The organism is Klebsiella sp. 2-CIP_Kleb. (assembly GCF_050378715.1).
GTDB lineage: Bacteria > Pseudomonadota > Gammaproteobacteria > Enterobacterales > Enterobacteriaceae > Klebsiella > Klebsiella quasipneumoniae.
Genome location: NZ_JBNRLG010000002.1, coordinates 985437 through 1001127 on the forward strand (window position 1 = coordinate 985437; position 15691 = coordinate 1001127).

The following is a 15691-nucleotide window of genomic DNA, read 5'->3' on the forward strand; positions in this document are numbered from 1 at the left end:
TCGATGCTGGTTATTTATACAGTATCCGGTTGGCGTTGACAACAGGGGGCTACGTTTTTATTTCTTCACGGTCCAGCGAACGGTTTCACCTGCCAGGAAGGGCACCAGGGTGTCATTAGGCAGGGAAATGCTGTCCACAACGGTCGTCTCTTCACGCACCAGTTCAACGTAGCTCTCATTGACCGGCAGACCGTAGAAGCGCGGGCCATTCAGCGAGCAGAAAGCCTCAAAGTGCTGCAGAGCGTTCATTTCTTCAAACACCGTGGCGTAGCTGCCGAGGGCGGTCGGGGCGTTGAAGCAGCCGGCGCAGCCGCAGCTGGCCTCCTTACGGTGGCGGGCATGCGGTGCGGAGTCGGTGCCGAGGAAGGCGCGGCTGAAGCCGCTGGCGACCAGCTCCCGCAGAGCCTGCTGATGAATATTGCGTTTAAGTACCGGCAGGCAGTATAAGTGAGGACGAATACCGCCGACCAGCATATGGTTACGGTTGAACATCAGATGCTGCGGGGTGATAGTGGCCGCCAGCAGTTCATTGCCGTCACGCACATACTCGGCGGCATCTTTGGTGGTGATATGCTCAAAGACCACCTTCAGTCCGGGCAGGCGCTGGCGCAGCGGCTCCATAACGGTTTCAATAAAGCGCGCTTCGCGATCGAATATATCAATCTCGGCGTGGGTGACTTCCCCATGTACCAGCAGCGGCATCCCCAGTTTTTCCATCCGCTCCAGCACCGGCATAATGGCGTCGGTGCTGGTGACGCCGTGGCTGGAGTTGGTGGTGGCGTTGGCCGGGTAGAGCTTGGCGGCGGTGAATACGCCTTCGTTAAAGCCGCGCTCCAGCTCCGCCGGGTCGAGGGAGTCTGTCAGATAGCAGGTCATCAGCGGGATAAAATCATGCCCGGCCGGGACGGCGTCCATAATGCGCTGGCGATAGGCGATAGCCGCCGCGACGGTGGTGACAGGCGGCACCAGATTCGGCATCACGATCGCCCGGCCATAAAACTCACTGGTATAAGGCACGACGGTTTTCAGCATATCGTCATCACGTAGATGGATATGCCAGTCGTCTGGGCGGCGGATTTTCAATACCTGGGATTGTGCTGTCATGGAAGGCTCCGGCTAATAGGTTCAGTCATCAGGGCTGTTTTTTGCCGGGCACTAAGGATAAGCGTAAACGTTTTCCTTTGCACTCATTTCCGTAAAAAATTGAGGGCGCCGCGGCGCCCTGGAGATTAATTGGTAAAGGGGATGACAATCTCGCCCGGCTTCACCTCAATGCCTTTGGCGTATTTCTTCGCCAGCGCTTCACCGGTGCTGGCGTCCTCACGCAGGACATAGGCCGGCTGCTGGCTGAAGTAACTGCGCAGCGACTGATTCAGGTAGGGGAGCAGGGCCTGAATGACCGACTGCAGCTTCTCGGGCGCCACTTTGGCATCCACCACCTCCATTTCCTGCAGGAAGATGGCGCCTTTCTCTCTGTCAAAGGTTGGCAGCGCTTTGAGCTTCAGATCGATCGTCGCTTTCTGCGTGCCGAACAGGGAGTTCAGGTCAACGTTAGCGATCCCGGTCAGCGTGACTTTGCCCGGCTCCTCGCGCCCGATAGCGCTGGTCAGGTTCTGCAGTTCGATATGGGCGTCGGCAACGCCTTTAAGACCAATATCTTTGGCAAAATGGTTTCGCTTCTGCAGGGCCTGGTTAATCTCCTGCTCGCTTACCGTGTATTGGGTCAGCTGATTACAGCCGCTCAGCAGGCCGCTGACAATCAGCGCGGCGGCGATCAAAATCTTTTTCATGGGGTTCCTCTGGCTCATACCTTCATTCATCCTGACACAAAGCATCATGACCTGTCAGCATCCTCGATACCAGCAGAATAGGCTGAAAGCAGGAGAAACCGCCGCCGCGCGCATCAGGTCCGCGGCTCCAGCATGCCGGAGGCAGAGCGTTTCGGACTAAACTGCCACCACAGCGCCAGAAAGGTGATAACCCCGATGGCCCCGAGCATCAGCCACGGCAGCTCGGGCTGGCCGGCGGCTTTACCAGCATCAAACAGCCAGCCGCCGCCCGCATATCCCAGCGCGCCGCCAAAGGCGAGCCCCAGGCGGCTGAAGCCCATATAGCTGCCGCGCGCCCGGGCGTCCGCCAGCGAGGCGCCCAGCGTCTCCCGGGCAGGTTCGGCAATGATGGAACCGATGTAAAACAGGCAGATCAGGGTGAACAGCTGCTGCAAACTGCTGGTCATGCCGATGGGGAGCATGGCCAGGGTCATCACCAGCAGACCGGCCATCAGCCGGTGCTCAAGGCGAAAACGTTTTTCGCTCCAGCGGGCAATGGGATAGAGCAGGGTCAGCGAAATGGTGGCTTCGATGGCGTACATCCACTTTACGGCGGCCGGCGAGCCGGCGATGTCATTCACCATGATCGGCAGCATCAGCATCACCTGCACCGCCAGCATGTAATAGCCCGTCAGCGTCAGGACATAGGTGACGAAGCGCTTGTCCCGCAGCACCCGGCCCAGCCCCTCGCGGATCGGCGTTTTTACCGTCGAGAGCTTCCATGCCGGCAGATACCAGGCGTTAAACGCCGCGCAGGCGATAAACAGCGCGGCGCCGGCGCTGCACACCAGGCGGAAATCATACTGCAGCAGCCAGCTGCCCAGCAGCGCGCCAATCACCGCGCCGGCGCTATCCTGCATCATCAGGATGGAGAAAAAGCGGCCGCGCTGATGCGGGCGCACCAGCTTAACCACCAGCGCCGCCCGCGGCGGGTCGAACAGCGTGCCGCCGAGCCCGGAAAGTATGCATGAGAACCACAGCACCCACGGCTCATGGGCGACGGCCATCGCCGCGAAGCCGCCGGCGCGCATCAGCATACCGGTGACGATCATCGGTTTGGCGCCAAAGCGGTCGGCGATGGCGCCGCCAAAGATACCTAATCCCTGCTGCACGAGCTGGCGCAGGCCGAGCGCGATGCCGACCATCAGCGCCGCCCAGCCCATCTGATCGACAAAGCGGATGGAAATCAGCGGGAAGACGACAAAAAAGCCCAGCACGACCAGCATGTTATCGACTAACAGGAAATATTTACCCAGGCTCCTTGCCTGCGAGACGCGGGACATTTCCCCTCCAGGGAAAAATAGAGATAAGCGTGGATATTCTGCGGGCAATCTGCTGCTTTTCCCAGCGCCCTTGCGACAATATTTTTTTATCAAAATGCAAGTTCGATTGAGGCTATTCATCGAAAAGAGGAGATGGCGCAGAAAATGGTATGTTGCTGTTTTCACACCGTCGCGCAGGACAGGTATAGTGAAGGCAGCAAGAATGAAGTCAGGGGGACTGAAAAGGAAATGTTTGGCTATCGCAGTAACGTGCCGAAGGTGCGTTTGACGACGGACCGGCTGGTGGTGCGCCTGGTTCACGATCGTGACGCCTGGCGTCTGGCCGATTATTACGCCGAGAATAAGGCGTTCTTAAAACCCTGGGAGCCGGTTCGTGACGACAGCCACTGCTATCCTTCCGGATGGCAGGCGCGTCTGTCGATGATCGCCGAGTTTCATAAGCAGGGGTCTGCTTTTTATTTCGCGCTGCTCGATCCGGAGGAAAAGGAGATCGTCGGCGTGGCGAATTTTTCCAACGTGGTGCGCGGGTCATTCCATGCCTGTTATCTCGGCTACTCTATTGGCGAGAAGTGGCAGGGGCAGGGACTGATGTTTGAAGCGCTGACGTCGGCGATTCGCTATATGCAGCGTACGCAGCATATTCATCGCATTATGGCCAACTATATGCCGCATAATCATCGCAGCGGCGCGCTGCTGGCGCGGTTGGGGTTTGAAAAAGAGGGTTACGCCAAAGATTACCTGCTGATTGACGGGCAGTGGCGTGACCATGTATTGACGGCGCTAACGACGCCGGACTGGTCAGCGGGACGTTAAGGAGAGAGGATGAAATATCAGTTAACCGCGCACGAAGCGCGCGTCATTGGCTGTCTGCTGGAAAAGCAGGTCACCACGCCCGAGCAGTATCCGCTGTCGGTGAACGCCGTAGTGACCGCCTGCAATCAGAAAACCAACCGCGAGCCGGTGATGTCGCTGAGCGAAGGCGAAGTCCAGGCTCTGCTGGATACCCTGGTGAAACGCCATTATCTGCGTACGGTCAGTGGCTTCGGCAATCGGGTAACCAAGTATGAGCAGCGCTTTTGCAACTCCGAATTTGGCGATCTGAAGCTCAGCGCCGGCGAGGTGGCGGTGGTGACGACGCTGCTGCTGCGCGGCGCCCAGACGCCGGGTGAATTACGCAGTCGGGCGCAGCGGATGCATGAGTTCAGCGATATGGCGGAAGTGGAAAGCGTGCTGGAAGGGCTGGCGACCCGCGAAGATGGTCCCTTTGTCGCCCGTCTGCCCCGGGAGCCGGGGAAACGGGAAAGCCGCTATATGCATCTGTTTTGCGACGACATGGACACACTGATCACGACAGTGGAAGCACTCTCGCCCCTGGAAGAGGAAGACGATCTGCGTGCCAGGGTTGAAGCGCTGGAAGGCGAGGTGGCGGAGCTGAAAGCGCGCCTCGATTCGCTGTTACACCATCTGGGGGACTAAACGTGGGGACAAGATTGCGCATCGGGGTGGTTGGCCTGGGCGGTATTGCGCAGAAAGCGTGGCTGCCGGTTCTGGGGGCGGCGGAAAGCTGGACGCTGCAGGCGGCCTGGTCGCCGGGAAAAGAGAAGGCGCTGCGGGTTTGCGAAACCTGGCGGATGCCATACGCTGAATCGCTGGATGCCCTGGCGGCGCAGTGCGATGCGGTCTTTGTTCATACGTCGACGGCTTCACATTATGAAGTGGTGAATCATTTGCTGAATGCCGGGGTTCATGTGTGCGTGGATAAACCGCTGGCGGACAAGCTGAGTGAGGCGGAGACGCTGGTCGAGCTGGCGGCGCGGCGGCGTCTGACGCTGATGGTCGGTTTCAATCGCCGCTTCGCACCGCTCTATCGGGAGCTGAAGGGGCGGCTGGGCGAGGCGGCCTCGCTGCGGATGGATAAGCACCGCAGCGATAGCGTGGGCAACGATCTGCGCTTTACCCTGCTTGATGACTATCTGCACGTGGTGGATACCGCGCTATGGCTGGCCGACGGTCAGGCGCGTCTGCGCGGTGGCGCGCTACAGATCACTCCGCAGGGCGAGATGCTGTATGCCGAACACCAGTTCAGTTCGCCCCGGCTGCAGGTCACCACCAGCATGCACCGCCGCGCAGGCAGCCAGCGCGAGTGGGTGCAGGCGGTTACGGATGGCGGGCTATATGCCGTCAGCGAGATGCGCGAATGGCAGGAGGAGTGCGGTCACGGCGTGGTCCAGCGCCCGGTCGCCAGCTGGCAAACCACCCTTGAGCAGCGCGGCTTTGTCGGCTGCGCGCGCCATTTTATCGAATGCGTGCAAAATCAGACGGTTCCTGAAACCGCAGGCGAACAGGCGCTGCTGGCTCAGCGGGTGGTCGACAAACTTTGGCGCGACGCCATCAGCGAATAATCCGTTGTAACAACTGACAGTAGTAATTCATGTTGAACCCGGTAGACTATCGCCACTTTCCAGCGCCCGCATTTGCGGGCGTTTTACTCCAGGGTTTGGAATAACAGCGTAATGAACCTTTTAAAATCACTGGCGGCCGTCAGTTCGATGACCATGTTTTCGCGCGTGCTGGGCTTTGCCCGCGATGCGATTGTGGCGCGCATTTTTGGCGCCGGGATGGCGACCGACGCCTTTTTCGTCGCCTTTAAACTGCCTAATCTGCTGCGGCGTATTTTTGCCGAAGGCGCCTTCTCTCAGGCGTTTGTACCGATCCTTGCCGAATATAAAAGCAAGCAGGGCGAAGATGCCACCCGGGTGTTTGTCTCGTATGTCTCCGGATTGCTGACCCTGGCCCTGGCGATCGTCACCGTTATCGGGATGCTGGCGGCGCCGTGGGTGATCACCATCACCGCCCCCGGGTTTGCTGATACCGCCGATAAATTTGCGCTGACTACCCAATTGCTGCGCATTACCTTCCCCTATATTTTGCTGATCTCCCTCGCCTCGCTGGTGGGGGCGATCCTTAATACCTGGAACCGCTTCTCGGTGCCGGCCTTTGCGCCGACGTTCCTCAACGTCAGCATGATTGGCTTTGCGCTGTTTGCCGCACCGTACTTTCATCCGCCGGTGCTGGCCCTGGCCTGGGCGGTCACGGTCGGCGGCGTGCTACAGCTGGCCTACCAGCTGCCGCACCTGAAGAAAATTGGCATGCTGGTCCTGCCGCGCATCAATCTGAAAGATGCCGGCGCGATGCGGGTGGTGAAGCAGATGGGGCCGGCGATCCTTGGCGTGTCGGTAAGCCAGATCTCCCTTATTATCAATACTATCTTCGCTTCGTTTCTCGTGTCGGGATCGGTGTCTTGGATGTACTACGCCGACCGTCTGATGGAGTTTCCGTCCGGTGTCCTGGGAGTGGCGCTCGGCACTATCCTGCTGCCATCGCTGTCAAAAAGCTTCGCCAGCGGTAATCATGACGAGTATTGCCGGCTGATGGACTGGGGGCTGCGTCTCTGCTTCCTGCTGGCGCTGCCGAGCGCGGTGGCGCTGGGGATCCTCGCCAAACCGCTGACCGTGGCCCTGTTCCAGTACGGCAAATTTAGCGCTTTTGATGCGGCAATGACCCAGCGCGCGCTGGTGGCCTATTCCGTGGGACTAATGGGGCTTATCGTGGTGAAAGTGCTGGCGCCGGGCTTCTATTCCCGCCAGGACATCAAGACCCCGGTCAAGATTGCCATTGTCACCCTGATTATGACCCAGGTGATGAACCTGGCGTTTATCGGCCCGCTGAAGCATGCGGGTCTGTCGCTGTCCATTGGCCTGGCGGCCTGCCTGAACGCCGCGCTGCTTTACTGGCAGTTGCGTAAACAGAAGATCTTTACCCCGCAACCGGGCTGGCTGGCCTTCCTGCTGCGTCTGATTGCTGCGGTGCTGGTTATGGCTGCGGCGCTGCTGGGCGTCATGCATATCATGCCGGAGTGGTCGCTGGGGACGATGCCGTTCCGTCTGATGCGCCTGCTGGTGGTGGTTGTCGCCGGGGTGGTGGCCTATTTCGCCACACTGCTGCTGTTGGGCTTCCGCGTGAAAGAGTTTGCCCGACGTACAGCCTAAGCGGTTGTGCGGGAATGGATGAACCCGCTTCGCCTCAGGCGAAGCGGGTTTTTTTATGATGCGCGGCGTTCGGCAGCGACGATACGGGCATTCTCCAGCAGGCGGATTGCCAGGGCGATCGCCCCGCTGACCACCGCCAGGGTAACCACCCCGTTCCAGCCAGCCAGCACGTACAGCTTGCTGCCCAGCACCGACCCCAGCGACATCCCGATGAAGACCACGGTAAACAGCAGGGCGTTAAGGCGGCCGCGGGCCTGCGGCTCGAGGCCATACACCAGGTTCTGATGCGCCACCAGGCTTGACTGCAGGCCAAGGTCGAAGCCAATCGCCGACAGGGCAATCAGCGCCAGCTGGCCATGCAGTGGCAGCAGCGGCAGTATAAACATCAGGGCGAAGGAGACGGTGACCAGCGCCGCCCCCATTTGAGTCACTTTACCGGCACCAAATTTATCGGCCAGTCCGCCGGCCAGCGGCGCGGCCAGCGCCCCGGCAGCCCCGGCGATACCAAAGCCGCCCGCTACCGCACTGCCCATGTGATAGTGTTCGGAGAGCATCACCGCCAGCGTCGACCAGAAGGCGCTGAAGGCGACAGAGAGCGCCCCCTGAGCCAGCGCAGCGCGGCGTAGCGCCGGGTAGCGCTGCCACAGATGCGCCATTGAGGCCATCAGCTGCGGATAGCTCAGCGTCGAGTGAATGGCGAAGCGCGGCAGCACCCGCCACATCACCAGGCCAATCAGCGCCACGCTGACCGCCGCCGCCTGATACATCACCCGCCAGCCGAACACTGCGCCCACCACGCCGCTGACCGTCCGGGAAAGCAGGATCCCCAGCAGCAGCCCGGTCATCACCGTGCCCACCATTTTGCCCTGCTTGCCCGCCGGGGCGAGGATCGCCGCCGCAGGGACGATATCCTGCGCCATGGTCGCCGCCATACCGATCAGCAGACTGACCACCAGCAGTGAGCTGAGCTGGCCGGTGAGGCTGCACAGGAGCAGCAGGAGCGCCAGCAGCGCGCTTTTCACCAAAATCAGCCGGCGGCGATCGTGGCGGTCGCCGAGCGGGAGCAGGAACAGAATGCCGAGCGCATAACCCGCCTGCGTCAGAGTAGGGACCAGACCCATACCTTCTACCGTCAGGTGGAGATTGGCGCCCATCAACGGCAGCAGCGGCTGCGCGTAGTAGATAGAGGCGACGCTAAAGCCAGCGCCGAGCGCGAGAATGAAGATAATCCAGCCTGCGTCGCGGGTGGAAAGGGAAGTCGGTGTCATGATCAATACCTCGTGAATGCGATGGGGCTATTTTTCCCTGAATGCGGCTGGCGCGGTAGCCGGGCTGGTGGTAAAACGGTTATACGTAGCACGTATAGGCAAAAGAAAAATGAAAAGACAGGAGCGTATAGATCGCATTGAGCTGATGCGCACCTATATTCGTATTATAGAGGCAGGGTCGCTCTCCGCCGCGGCGGGGCAGATGGAGACCACCCAGGCGACCGTCAGCCGCCGCCTGCAGTCCCTTGAAGGGCTGCTGGGAGTCAAGCTGATCCTGCGTACCACCCATGCGATGAAGCTCACTGACGATGGCGAACGCTGCTACCGTCACGCCCGCCAGCTGGTGGATGCCTGGCTGGCGCTGGAAGATGACCTGCGTATTGCCGACGATCGGCCGGTGGGGGTGCTGCGGGTGAGGGCGCCGCACGCTTTTGGCCAGCAGCAGCTGCTGGGGCCGCTGGTCGCCTTTCTCCAGCGCCACCCGCAACTGTCGGTGGAGTGGATGCTGAATGATAATACTGTCGACTTTCTCAGCGATAATATCGACTGCGCCATCCGCGTGGGGGCGGAGGTGGATCCGGCCACGGTCTCCGTGCTGCTGGCGGAAGTGCCGCGCTGCGTGGTGGCCTCCCCTGAACTGCTGGCGAAGTACCCGCCGTTAACCTCGCTGGAGGCGTTATCCGGCCTGCCGTGGATCGCCATTAACACCTTTTATCAGCATGAGGTGCGGCTCCGACATCAGGTCAGCGGGCAGCTCGTCTCCACGGCGATCACCCCCTGTCTGAGCACCGACAGCCTTTACGTCGCGCGTAACACTGCGCTGGCGGGGCTGGGGGTGGCGATGGTGTCCAGCTGGGCTGTGGCGGAGGATCTTGCTGCCGGAAGGTTGACAGAGCTGTTCCCGCAGTGGCGTCCCGCCTCGCTGCCGGTCCACCTGGTCTATCCCTGGGCGCGCTATTATCCGACGCGGCTGCGTAAATTCCTCGACCTGATGCGGGAGATCATGCCGGACCTCGCCGGCATGCAGCCTCCGCAAAGCGCATAAAAAAACCGGCCAGGAGGCCGGTTTTTTATTTAGCACGCTTACTCGACGGGCTGTGGGCGGGTCGGTTCAGCGGTGGCTTTATGGGTGGCGCTATGACCGCCGGCGGCGCCTTTGCCTTCAAAAGCGAATGGCGGGCGCACCCAGGAGCTGTGGCGCGGCGCTTCCGGGACATAGTCCGGCGCTGGCGCACGGGTCATTGGCGCGGTGGCATGGCGATGACCCGCCACCACTACCGGCTTACTCACCGGAGGCTCGGCTTTGACCGGCTCGACAGGCGCGGCTTCGACAACCGGTGCGTCAACAACCGGTGCTTCAACTGCGGTTTCCGCCGCCGGCGCGATGGCTTCCACTGGCGCTTCAACGACAGGCGCCGTTTCCACCACTTCAGGTTCTACCACCACCGGCTCGGCGTCGAGCGTCGCTGGCGCGATAGCCTGAGGCGCTTCGACAGCCGGCGCTTCGGTGACCAGCTCCTGCGGCGCTGGCTCGACGGCTGCTGGCGCGACACCCTCCGCAGCATCAACCACCACCGGCTCGGCGGCTACGACCGGCTCGACTACCACAGGCTCGGCGGTAACCGGCTCCATGGTAGCCGGCTCGACGGTGACCGGGGCAGCGGTAACGGTTTCAACGATGGCAACCGGGGTCGCGACGGCCGCGACGGTTTCCACAAGGTTGTCGTTCTGAACCTGAACCTCTTCCGGCTGCTGATCCTGCGGACGAACCACCGGGTAGCGGATCCAGACTTTACCGGAAGCCATCTCCGGCGATGCGCAGGCCACGGTCAGCGGCATTGGCGACTGGGTCGGATAGCGTTCGTCACGATAGCGACGACGACGCTGACCGCTGACGCGCAGGTGACGCGGGGAACGACGTGAGCGACGCGGCATACCGTTCGCTTCACGGGATTCGCCATTTTCGTCCTGGTCAGCCACGCTCTCCACTACTGCTGGCAGCTCGCCTTTCACCGGCTCGCTGCGCGGAGCGATAACTTCCGCCACTACGGCTTCTGGCACGATCTCGGCAACCTGCTCAACGACAGCGGACTCAACGCGTACTTTCTGTGCCAGCTGGCGCGGTTTACGACGCGGCAGGGTCTGCACACGCTCTTCCTGCTCCGTCTCCTGCGCTACCGGCTCTTCGCGAGTCTGCGCTTTGGCTTCCTGCTGCGCCTGACGTTTGTCGTCATTGCGGCGGCGGGTGCGTTCGCGGCGCGGCTGCTGCTCGTCACGAGATTTCGCTTTCTCCGCGTCGTCGCCTGAGGTCTGGCGAACATCACGGGCTTCCACGTTCTGCGACGGCTTCTCGCGACGGTTGCGACGGTTCTCTTCACGCGATTCGCGCGGTTCACGGCCCTCGGCATTGTCCGCACGAGTATCACGATTGTCACGGTTATCGCGGTTGTCACGATTGTCGCGGCGGTCGTTGCGATCGCGGCGGTTGTTGGCGCGCGGTTTACGGCGCTCCTGCTGACGCTCCGGTTTTTCTTCCGCTTTCTTCTCGACCTTAACCTCAGCCGGTTTGGCCTCTTCGGCGCCTGAGAAGATATTCTTCAGCGCGCTGAAGAAGCGTGAGAGCAGGCCAGGCTGCGCCGGTGCGGCGGCCGCGACCGGTGCCGCTGCGGCGACAGGCGCGGCGACAGGCTCTTCAAGCATCGGGGCCGGCGGCGCGTCAGGCATGACAAAAGCGGCCAGGGCCGGCTGTTCCGGACGTTTCCGTTCTGCCGGCTCATCGTCGCCCGGCAGCGCCATCTCTTCTTCATGCAGCTTCGGCAGCAGGTAGCTCAGCGTTGAGGTCTCTTCACCTTTGCGCACGCGCAGGACGGAGTAGTGCGGCGTCTGCATTTCGTCGTTTGGCACGATAATAACGCGCACATCGCCCTGACGGGATTCGATAGCGCTCACCGCGGCACGTTTTTCGTTCAGCAGATAGGAGGCGATCGGTACCGGAACGATGGCGTGTACTTCTTTGGTGTTCTCTTTCAGCGCTTCTTCTTCAATCAGACGCAGAATAGAGAGCGACAGCGATTCGTTATCACGGACGGTACCGGTGCCGGAGCAGCGCGGGCAGACGTGGTGGCTGGATTCGCCCAGCGACGGGCTCAGGCGCTGGCGGGACATCTCCAGCAGGCCGAAGCGCGAGATATGGCTGATCTGAATGCGCGCCCGGTCCTGACGGACGGCTTCGCGCAGACGGTTCTCCACAGCGCGCTGGTGGCGAACCGGAGTCATATCGATAAAGTCGATAACGATCAGGCCGCCGAGGTCGCGCAGACGCAGCTGGCGGGCAATCTCGTCAGCCGCTTCGAGGTTGGTGTTGAACGCCGTCTCTTCGATATCGCCGCCGCGGGTGGCGCGGGCGGAGTTGATATCGATCGCGGTCAGCGCTTCAGTGCTGTCGATGACGATAGAGCCACCGGACGGCAGACGCACTTCACGCTGGAAGGCGGATTCAATCTGGGATTCGATCTGGTAGTGGCTGAACAGCGGGATTTCACCGGTGTACAGTTTGATTTTGCTGCTGAAATCAGGACGACCCAGCGCGGCGATATGCTGGCGCGCCAGCTCGAGCACTTTCGGATTATCGATCAGGATTTCGCCGATATCCTGGCGCAGATAGTCACGGAAGGCGCGGACAATGACGTTGCTTTCCTGGTGGATAAGGAACGGCGCCGGACGGCTTTCCGCGGCTTTCTGAATCGCTTCCCAGTGTTTCAGACGGAAGCTCAGGTCCCACTGCAGGGCTTCGGCAGATTTGCCGACGCCAGCGGTGCGAACGATAAGGCCCATGCCGTCCGGAAGCTCCAGGCTCGCCAGCGCTTCTTTCAGTTCGGTACGGTCGTCGCCCTCGATACGGCGGGAAATTCCCCCCGCGCGCGGGTTGTTCGGCATCAATACCAGATAGCTGCCCGCAAGGCTGATAAAGGTGGTGAGCGCAGCGCCTTTGTTGCCGCGTTCTTCTTTATCAATCTGCACGATAACTTCCTGACCTTCACGCAGTACGTCTTTGATATTAGGACGGCCGTGCGCATTGTAGTTGGCGGGGAAATATTCGCGGGCGATTTCTTTGAGGGGGAGGAAACCATGACGCTCGGCGCCGTAATCAACAAACGCGGCTTCAAGGCTGGGTTCAATGCGGGTGATTTTGCCTTTGTAGATGTTCGCTTTTTTCTGTTCGTGCCCGGGGCTTTCGATATCCAGGTCGTACAGGCGCTGCCCATCAACAAGGGCGACGCGCAACTCTTCCTGCTGAGTTGCGTTGATTAACATTCTTTTCATCGTAACTTACTCATTATTCTTACATTGACGACTAAGCTGCGGGCAGAGTAATGCCTTTCCGGGGGAAAACCGATGGCCTCGTGTCTGGTTCACGTCGCCAACCTCACGGTTGTCGCGCGCTTAAGAGGCGCAGAGTGTCGGTCGCCTGTGTTTCAAACGGAAACACAGCGCAATTATTCAGGGGAACAGCCTGGGATGTATCACCAGAGAATATTCCATTTATACTCGTCGTCTTTCGCGTTGCAGGCATGATGGCTTAACCTGCTCACCTCGATCAGCGGATCCAGATGAGCTCCCGGGAGTCCCGGAGTTGACGCCTTCCTGCGACTTGAAATCCATAGAGCCTGTACCGGTAAGGACTGCAACCCGCAGCCCGCTAACTGTCTGAAAGATCACAACGTCTTACGCCATTGCTGCGTGGGCGATCGGTCAGACAAAACTGGTCATTCCGCTAATGTCTTGTTCTAACAAGATGCAATACGGAAAACGGTCTCATTATTCCATTGCTAACCTTGTTATAGCAAGTTGACTTTCACCTTTTATCACCCGGTTACTCACAGTTTTATCACCTGCCCATACAGATTGTTCTAATAACAAACAATATGGCGGTCAGGCAAACCGTGAAAACAGGATAATGATAAATATAAGCATATAAAAATGAGTGGCGCTAATGCGTCCGGCTATTTAGAATCGCGCACCATGAAAACTGAGACCCCAACCGTAAAAATGGTTGCCATTGCTGCTGATGAAGCGGGGCAACGTATCGACAACTTTTTGCGTACCCAATTGAAAGGCGTACCGAAGAGCATGATTTATCGCATCCTGCGTAAAGGCGAGGTGCGGGTGAATAAAAAACGCGTGAAGCCGGAGTATAAGCTGGAGGCGGGCGATGAAGTCCGTATCCCTCCGGTGCGCGTGGCGGAGCGTGAAGAAGAGGCGGTATCGCCGCATCTGCAGAAAGTGGCGGCGCTCTCTGAGGTGATCCTCTATGAAGACGATCATATTCTGGTCCTCAATAAGCCATCCGGTACCGCGGTACATGGCGGCAGCGGCCTGAGCTTCGGCGTGATTGAAGGGCTGCGCGCCCTGCGCCCGGAGGCGCGCTTCCTTGAGCTGGTGCATCGGCTCGACCGCGATACCTCTGGCGTGCTGCTGGTGGCGAAAAAGCGCTCGGCGCTGCGTTCGTTGCACGAGCAGCTGCGTGATAAAGGCATGCAGAAAGACTATCTGGCGCTGGTGCGCGGCCAGTGGCAGTCGCATACAAAAGTGGTGCAGGCCCCGCTGTTGAAGAACATTCTGCAGAGCGGCGAGAGAATCGTCCGCGTGAGTCAGGCAGGCAAGCCGTCAGAGACGCGCTTCAAAGTGGAAGAGCGTTATGAATTCGCCACTCTGGTGCGCTGCAGTCCGGTCACCGGACGCACGCATCAGATTCGCGTTCATACCCAGTATGCCGGCCATCCTATCGCCTTTGACGACCGCTATGGCGACCGCGAATTTGACAAGCAACTCTCTGGTACCGGCTTAAACCGCCTGTTCCTCCACGCTGCTGCGCTGAAGTTTACCCACCCGGGGAGCGGGGAGGTGATGCGCGTTGAGGCGCCGCTGGATAACCAGCTGAAGCACTGTCTACAGGTGCTACGGAAGAGCAAATAAGTGCAACGGCGGAATCAGTTCCGCCGTTTTTTTTACCTCAGCCTAACAGCGGGTTGTAATTTTCGCGGCGCAGCATCTGACAGAGCGCGATCAAGGGTAAACCGACCAGCGTATTCGGATCGCGGCCTTCCAGCCGTTCGAACAGCGTAATACCTAACCCCTCGCTCTTAAAACTCCCGGCGCACTGCAGCGGGTTCTCTTTACGCACATAGCCTTCGATCTCTTTATCGCTGAGATGCCGGAAGTGGACGTCAAAGGGCTCGCATTCGGTTTGCAGATGACCGCTGGCGGAGTTGTACAGCGCGAGGCCAGTATAAAAGGTAATGATCGACCCGCTCGCCTTTCTCAACTGCCTGCGGGCATTTTCCTCGGTGTGCGGTTTGCCGGTGATCTCACCGTCCAATACGCAAACCTGATCGGAGCCTATAATAAGGTGATTGGGGTAGCGCGAAGCCAGGCTCTGCGCTTTGGCCTGCGCCAGCCGGGTGACAAGCTGACGCGCGGATTCTTCAGGGCGGGGCGTTTCGTCGACGTCAGGCGCCGCACATTCAAATGGTAACCCCAGTTTTTCCAGCAGCATGCGCCGCCAGGGAGAGGTTGACGCCAGGATAAGTTGAGACATATTTTTTCATCCACATATAGCGCTTCGCAGAGCATCATCTTAAACTATGCGCCGCAATGTGTGCGAATAAATGGCAAAAGGCAACCTGAGGCTGCCTTTTTCTTTGACTCTATGACATTACAAAGTTAATATGCGCGCCCTATGCAAAAGGTAAAATTACCCCTGACTCTTGATCCGGTACGCACGGCTCAAAAACGCCTTGATTACGAAGGCATCTATGCCCGCGATCAGGTTGAACGTGTAGCCGATTCTGTAGTCAGCGTGGACAGCGATGTGGAATGCAGCATGTCGTTCGCTATCGATAACCAGCGTCTCGCCGTTATTACAGGCGATGCGAAGGTGACGGTAACCCTCGAATGCCAGCGTTGCGGGAAACCGTTCTCCCATCACGTCCACACCACGTATTGTTTTAGCCCCGTCAGAAATGACGAACAGGCCGAAGCACTACCGGAAGCGTATGAGCCGATTGAGGTTAACGAATTCGGTGAAATCGACCTGCAGGCAATGGTCGAGGATGAAATTATCCTCTCCCTGCCCGTAGTTCCGGTGCATGATTCTGAACACTGTGAAGTGTCCGACGCGGACATGGTCTTTGGCGAACTGCCTGAAGAGGCACAAAAACCAAACCCATTTGCCGTATTAGCCAGCTTAAAGCGTAAGTAAT

13 protein-coding genes are annotated in these 15691 nt (G+C 59.5%); 7 read left to right on the plus strand and 6 right to left on the minus strand.

Annotated elements, in window-relative coordinates; translation table 11 throughout:
- Positions 1-57: 57 nt before the first annotated feature.
- The 3 genes from pyrC to mdtH all read right to left on the minus strand — a co-directional run bounded on the left by pyrC (position 58) and on the right by mdtH (position 3112).
- On the minus strand, positions 58-1104 hold the full coding sequence (pyrC, locus tag ACQUTP_RS12645; protein WP_080847023.1) for a dihydroorotase: 1047 nt from the start codon (positions 1102-1104) through the stop codon (positions 58-60).
- Between the two features lie 125 nt (positions 1105-1229).
- The gene (locus ACQUTP_RS12650) at positions 1230-1790 is read right to left on the minus strand and encodes a lipoprotein (protein ID WP_004204546.1); all 561 of its coding nucleotides are present in this window, start codon (positions 1788-1790) and stop codon (positions 1230-1232) included.
- Positions 1791-1903: 113 nt separating this feature from the next.
- On the minus strand, positions 1904-3112 hold the full coding sequence (mdtH, locus tag ACQUTP_RS12655) for a multidrug efflux MFS transporter MdtH (RefSeq protein WP_023289127.1): 1209 nt from the start codon (positions 3110-3112) through the stop codon (positions 1904-1906).
- A 228-nt stretch (positions 3113-3340) separates the two neighbouring features.
- Between mdtH and rimJ the strand changes: the two genes are divergently transcribed.
- The 4 genes from rimJ to murJ all read left to right on the plus strand — a co-directional run bounded on the left by rimJ (position 3341) and on the right by murJ (position 7161).
- Positions 3341-3925, plus strand: a complete 585-nt coding sequence (rimJ, locus tag ACQUTP_RS12660) for a ribosomal protein S5-alanine N-acetyltransferase (RefSeq protein ID WP_428902464.1) — start codon at positions 3341-3343, stop codon at positions 3923-3925.
- Between the two features lie 9 nt (positions 3926-3934).
- Positions 3935-4588 carry a YceH family protein gene (locus ACQUTP_RS12665; protein WP_004204549.1) on the plus strand — a complete coding sequence of 218 codons (654 nt, stop codon included), beginning with the start codon at positions 3935-3937 and terminating at the stop codon, positions 4586-4588.
- 14 nt (positions 4589-4602) lie between these two features.
- Complete coding sequence (locus tag ACQUTP_RS12670) at positions 4603-5514, plus strand: Gfo/Idh/MocA family protein (protein ID WP_072140422.1); 912 nt, start codon at positions 4603-4605, stop codon at positions 5512-5514.
- A gap of 111 nt (positions 5515-5625) precedes the next feature.
- On the plus strand, positions 5626-7161 hold the full coding sequence (gene murJ / locus ACQUTP_RS12675) for a murein biosynthesis integral membrane protein MurJ (protein WP_004204551.1): 1536 nt from the start codon (positions 5626-5628) through the stop codon (positions 7159-7161).
- 53 nt (positions 7162-7214) lie between these two features.
- On the opposite strand, the gene ACQUTP_RS12680 is transcribed toward murJ, so the two are convergent.
- Positions 7215-8429, minus strand: a complete 1215-nt coding sequence (locus ACQUTP_RS12680; RefSeq protein WP_004204552.1) for an MFS transporter — start codon at positions 8427-8429, stop codon at positions 7215-7217.
- 16 nt (positions 8430-8445) lie between these two features.
- Here ACQUTP_RS12680 and ACQUTP_RS12685 point away from each other — a divergent pair, with 16 nt between their 5' ends.
- Positions 8446-9474, plus strand: a complete 1029-nt coding sequence (locus tag ACQUTP_RS12685; RefSeq protein ID WP_072140423.1) for a LysR family transcriptional regulator — start codon at positions 8446-8448, stop codon at positions 9472-9474.
- 38 nt (positions 9475-9512) lie between these two features.
- Here ACQUTP_RS12685 and rne read toward each other — a convergent pair whose 3' ends face one another.
- Complete coding sequence (rne, locus tag ACQUTP_RS12690) at positions 9513-12752, minus strand: ribonuclease E (protein WP_032455822.1); 3240 nt, start codon at positions 12750-12752, stop codon at positions 9513-9515.
- Positions 12753-13451: 699 nt separating this feature from the next.
- Here rne and rluC point away from each other — a divergent pair.
- The gene (gene rluC, locus ACQUTP_RS12695) at positions 13452-14405 is read left to right on the plus strand and encodes a 23S rRNA pseudouridine(955/2504/2580) synthase RluC (protein WP_100098382.1); all 954 of its coding nucleotides are present in this window, start codon (positions 13452-13454) and stop codon (positions 14403-14405) included.
- A gap of 37 nt (positions 14406-14442) precedes the next feature.
- On the opposite strand, the gene ACQUTP_RS12700 is transcribed toward rluC, so the two are convergent.
- Positions 14443-15027, minus strand: coding sequence for a Maf family protein (locus tag ACQUTP_RS12700; protein WP_004204559.1), 585 nt, complete (start codon positions 15025-15027; stop codon positions 14443-14445).
- A gap of 141 nt (positions 15028-15168) precedes the next feature.
- On the opposite strand from ACQUTP_RS12700, the gene yceD reads away from it, so the two are divergent.
- Complete coding sequence (gene yceD, locus ACQUTP_RS12705; RefSeq protein WP_017900733.1) at positions 15169-15690, plus strand: 23S rRNA accumulation protein YceD; 522 nt, start codon at positions 15169-15171, stop codon at positions 15688-15690.
- Position 15691 lies beyond the last annotated feature (1 nt).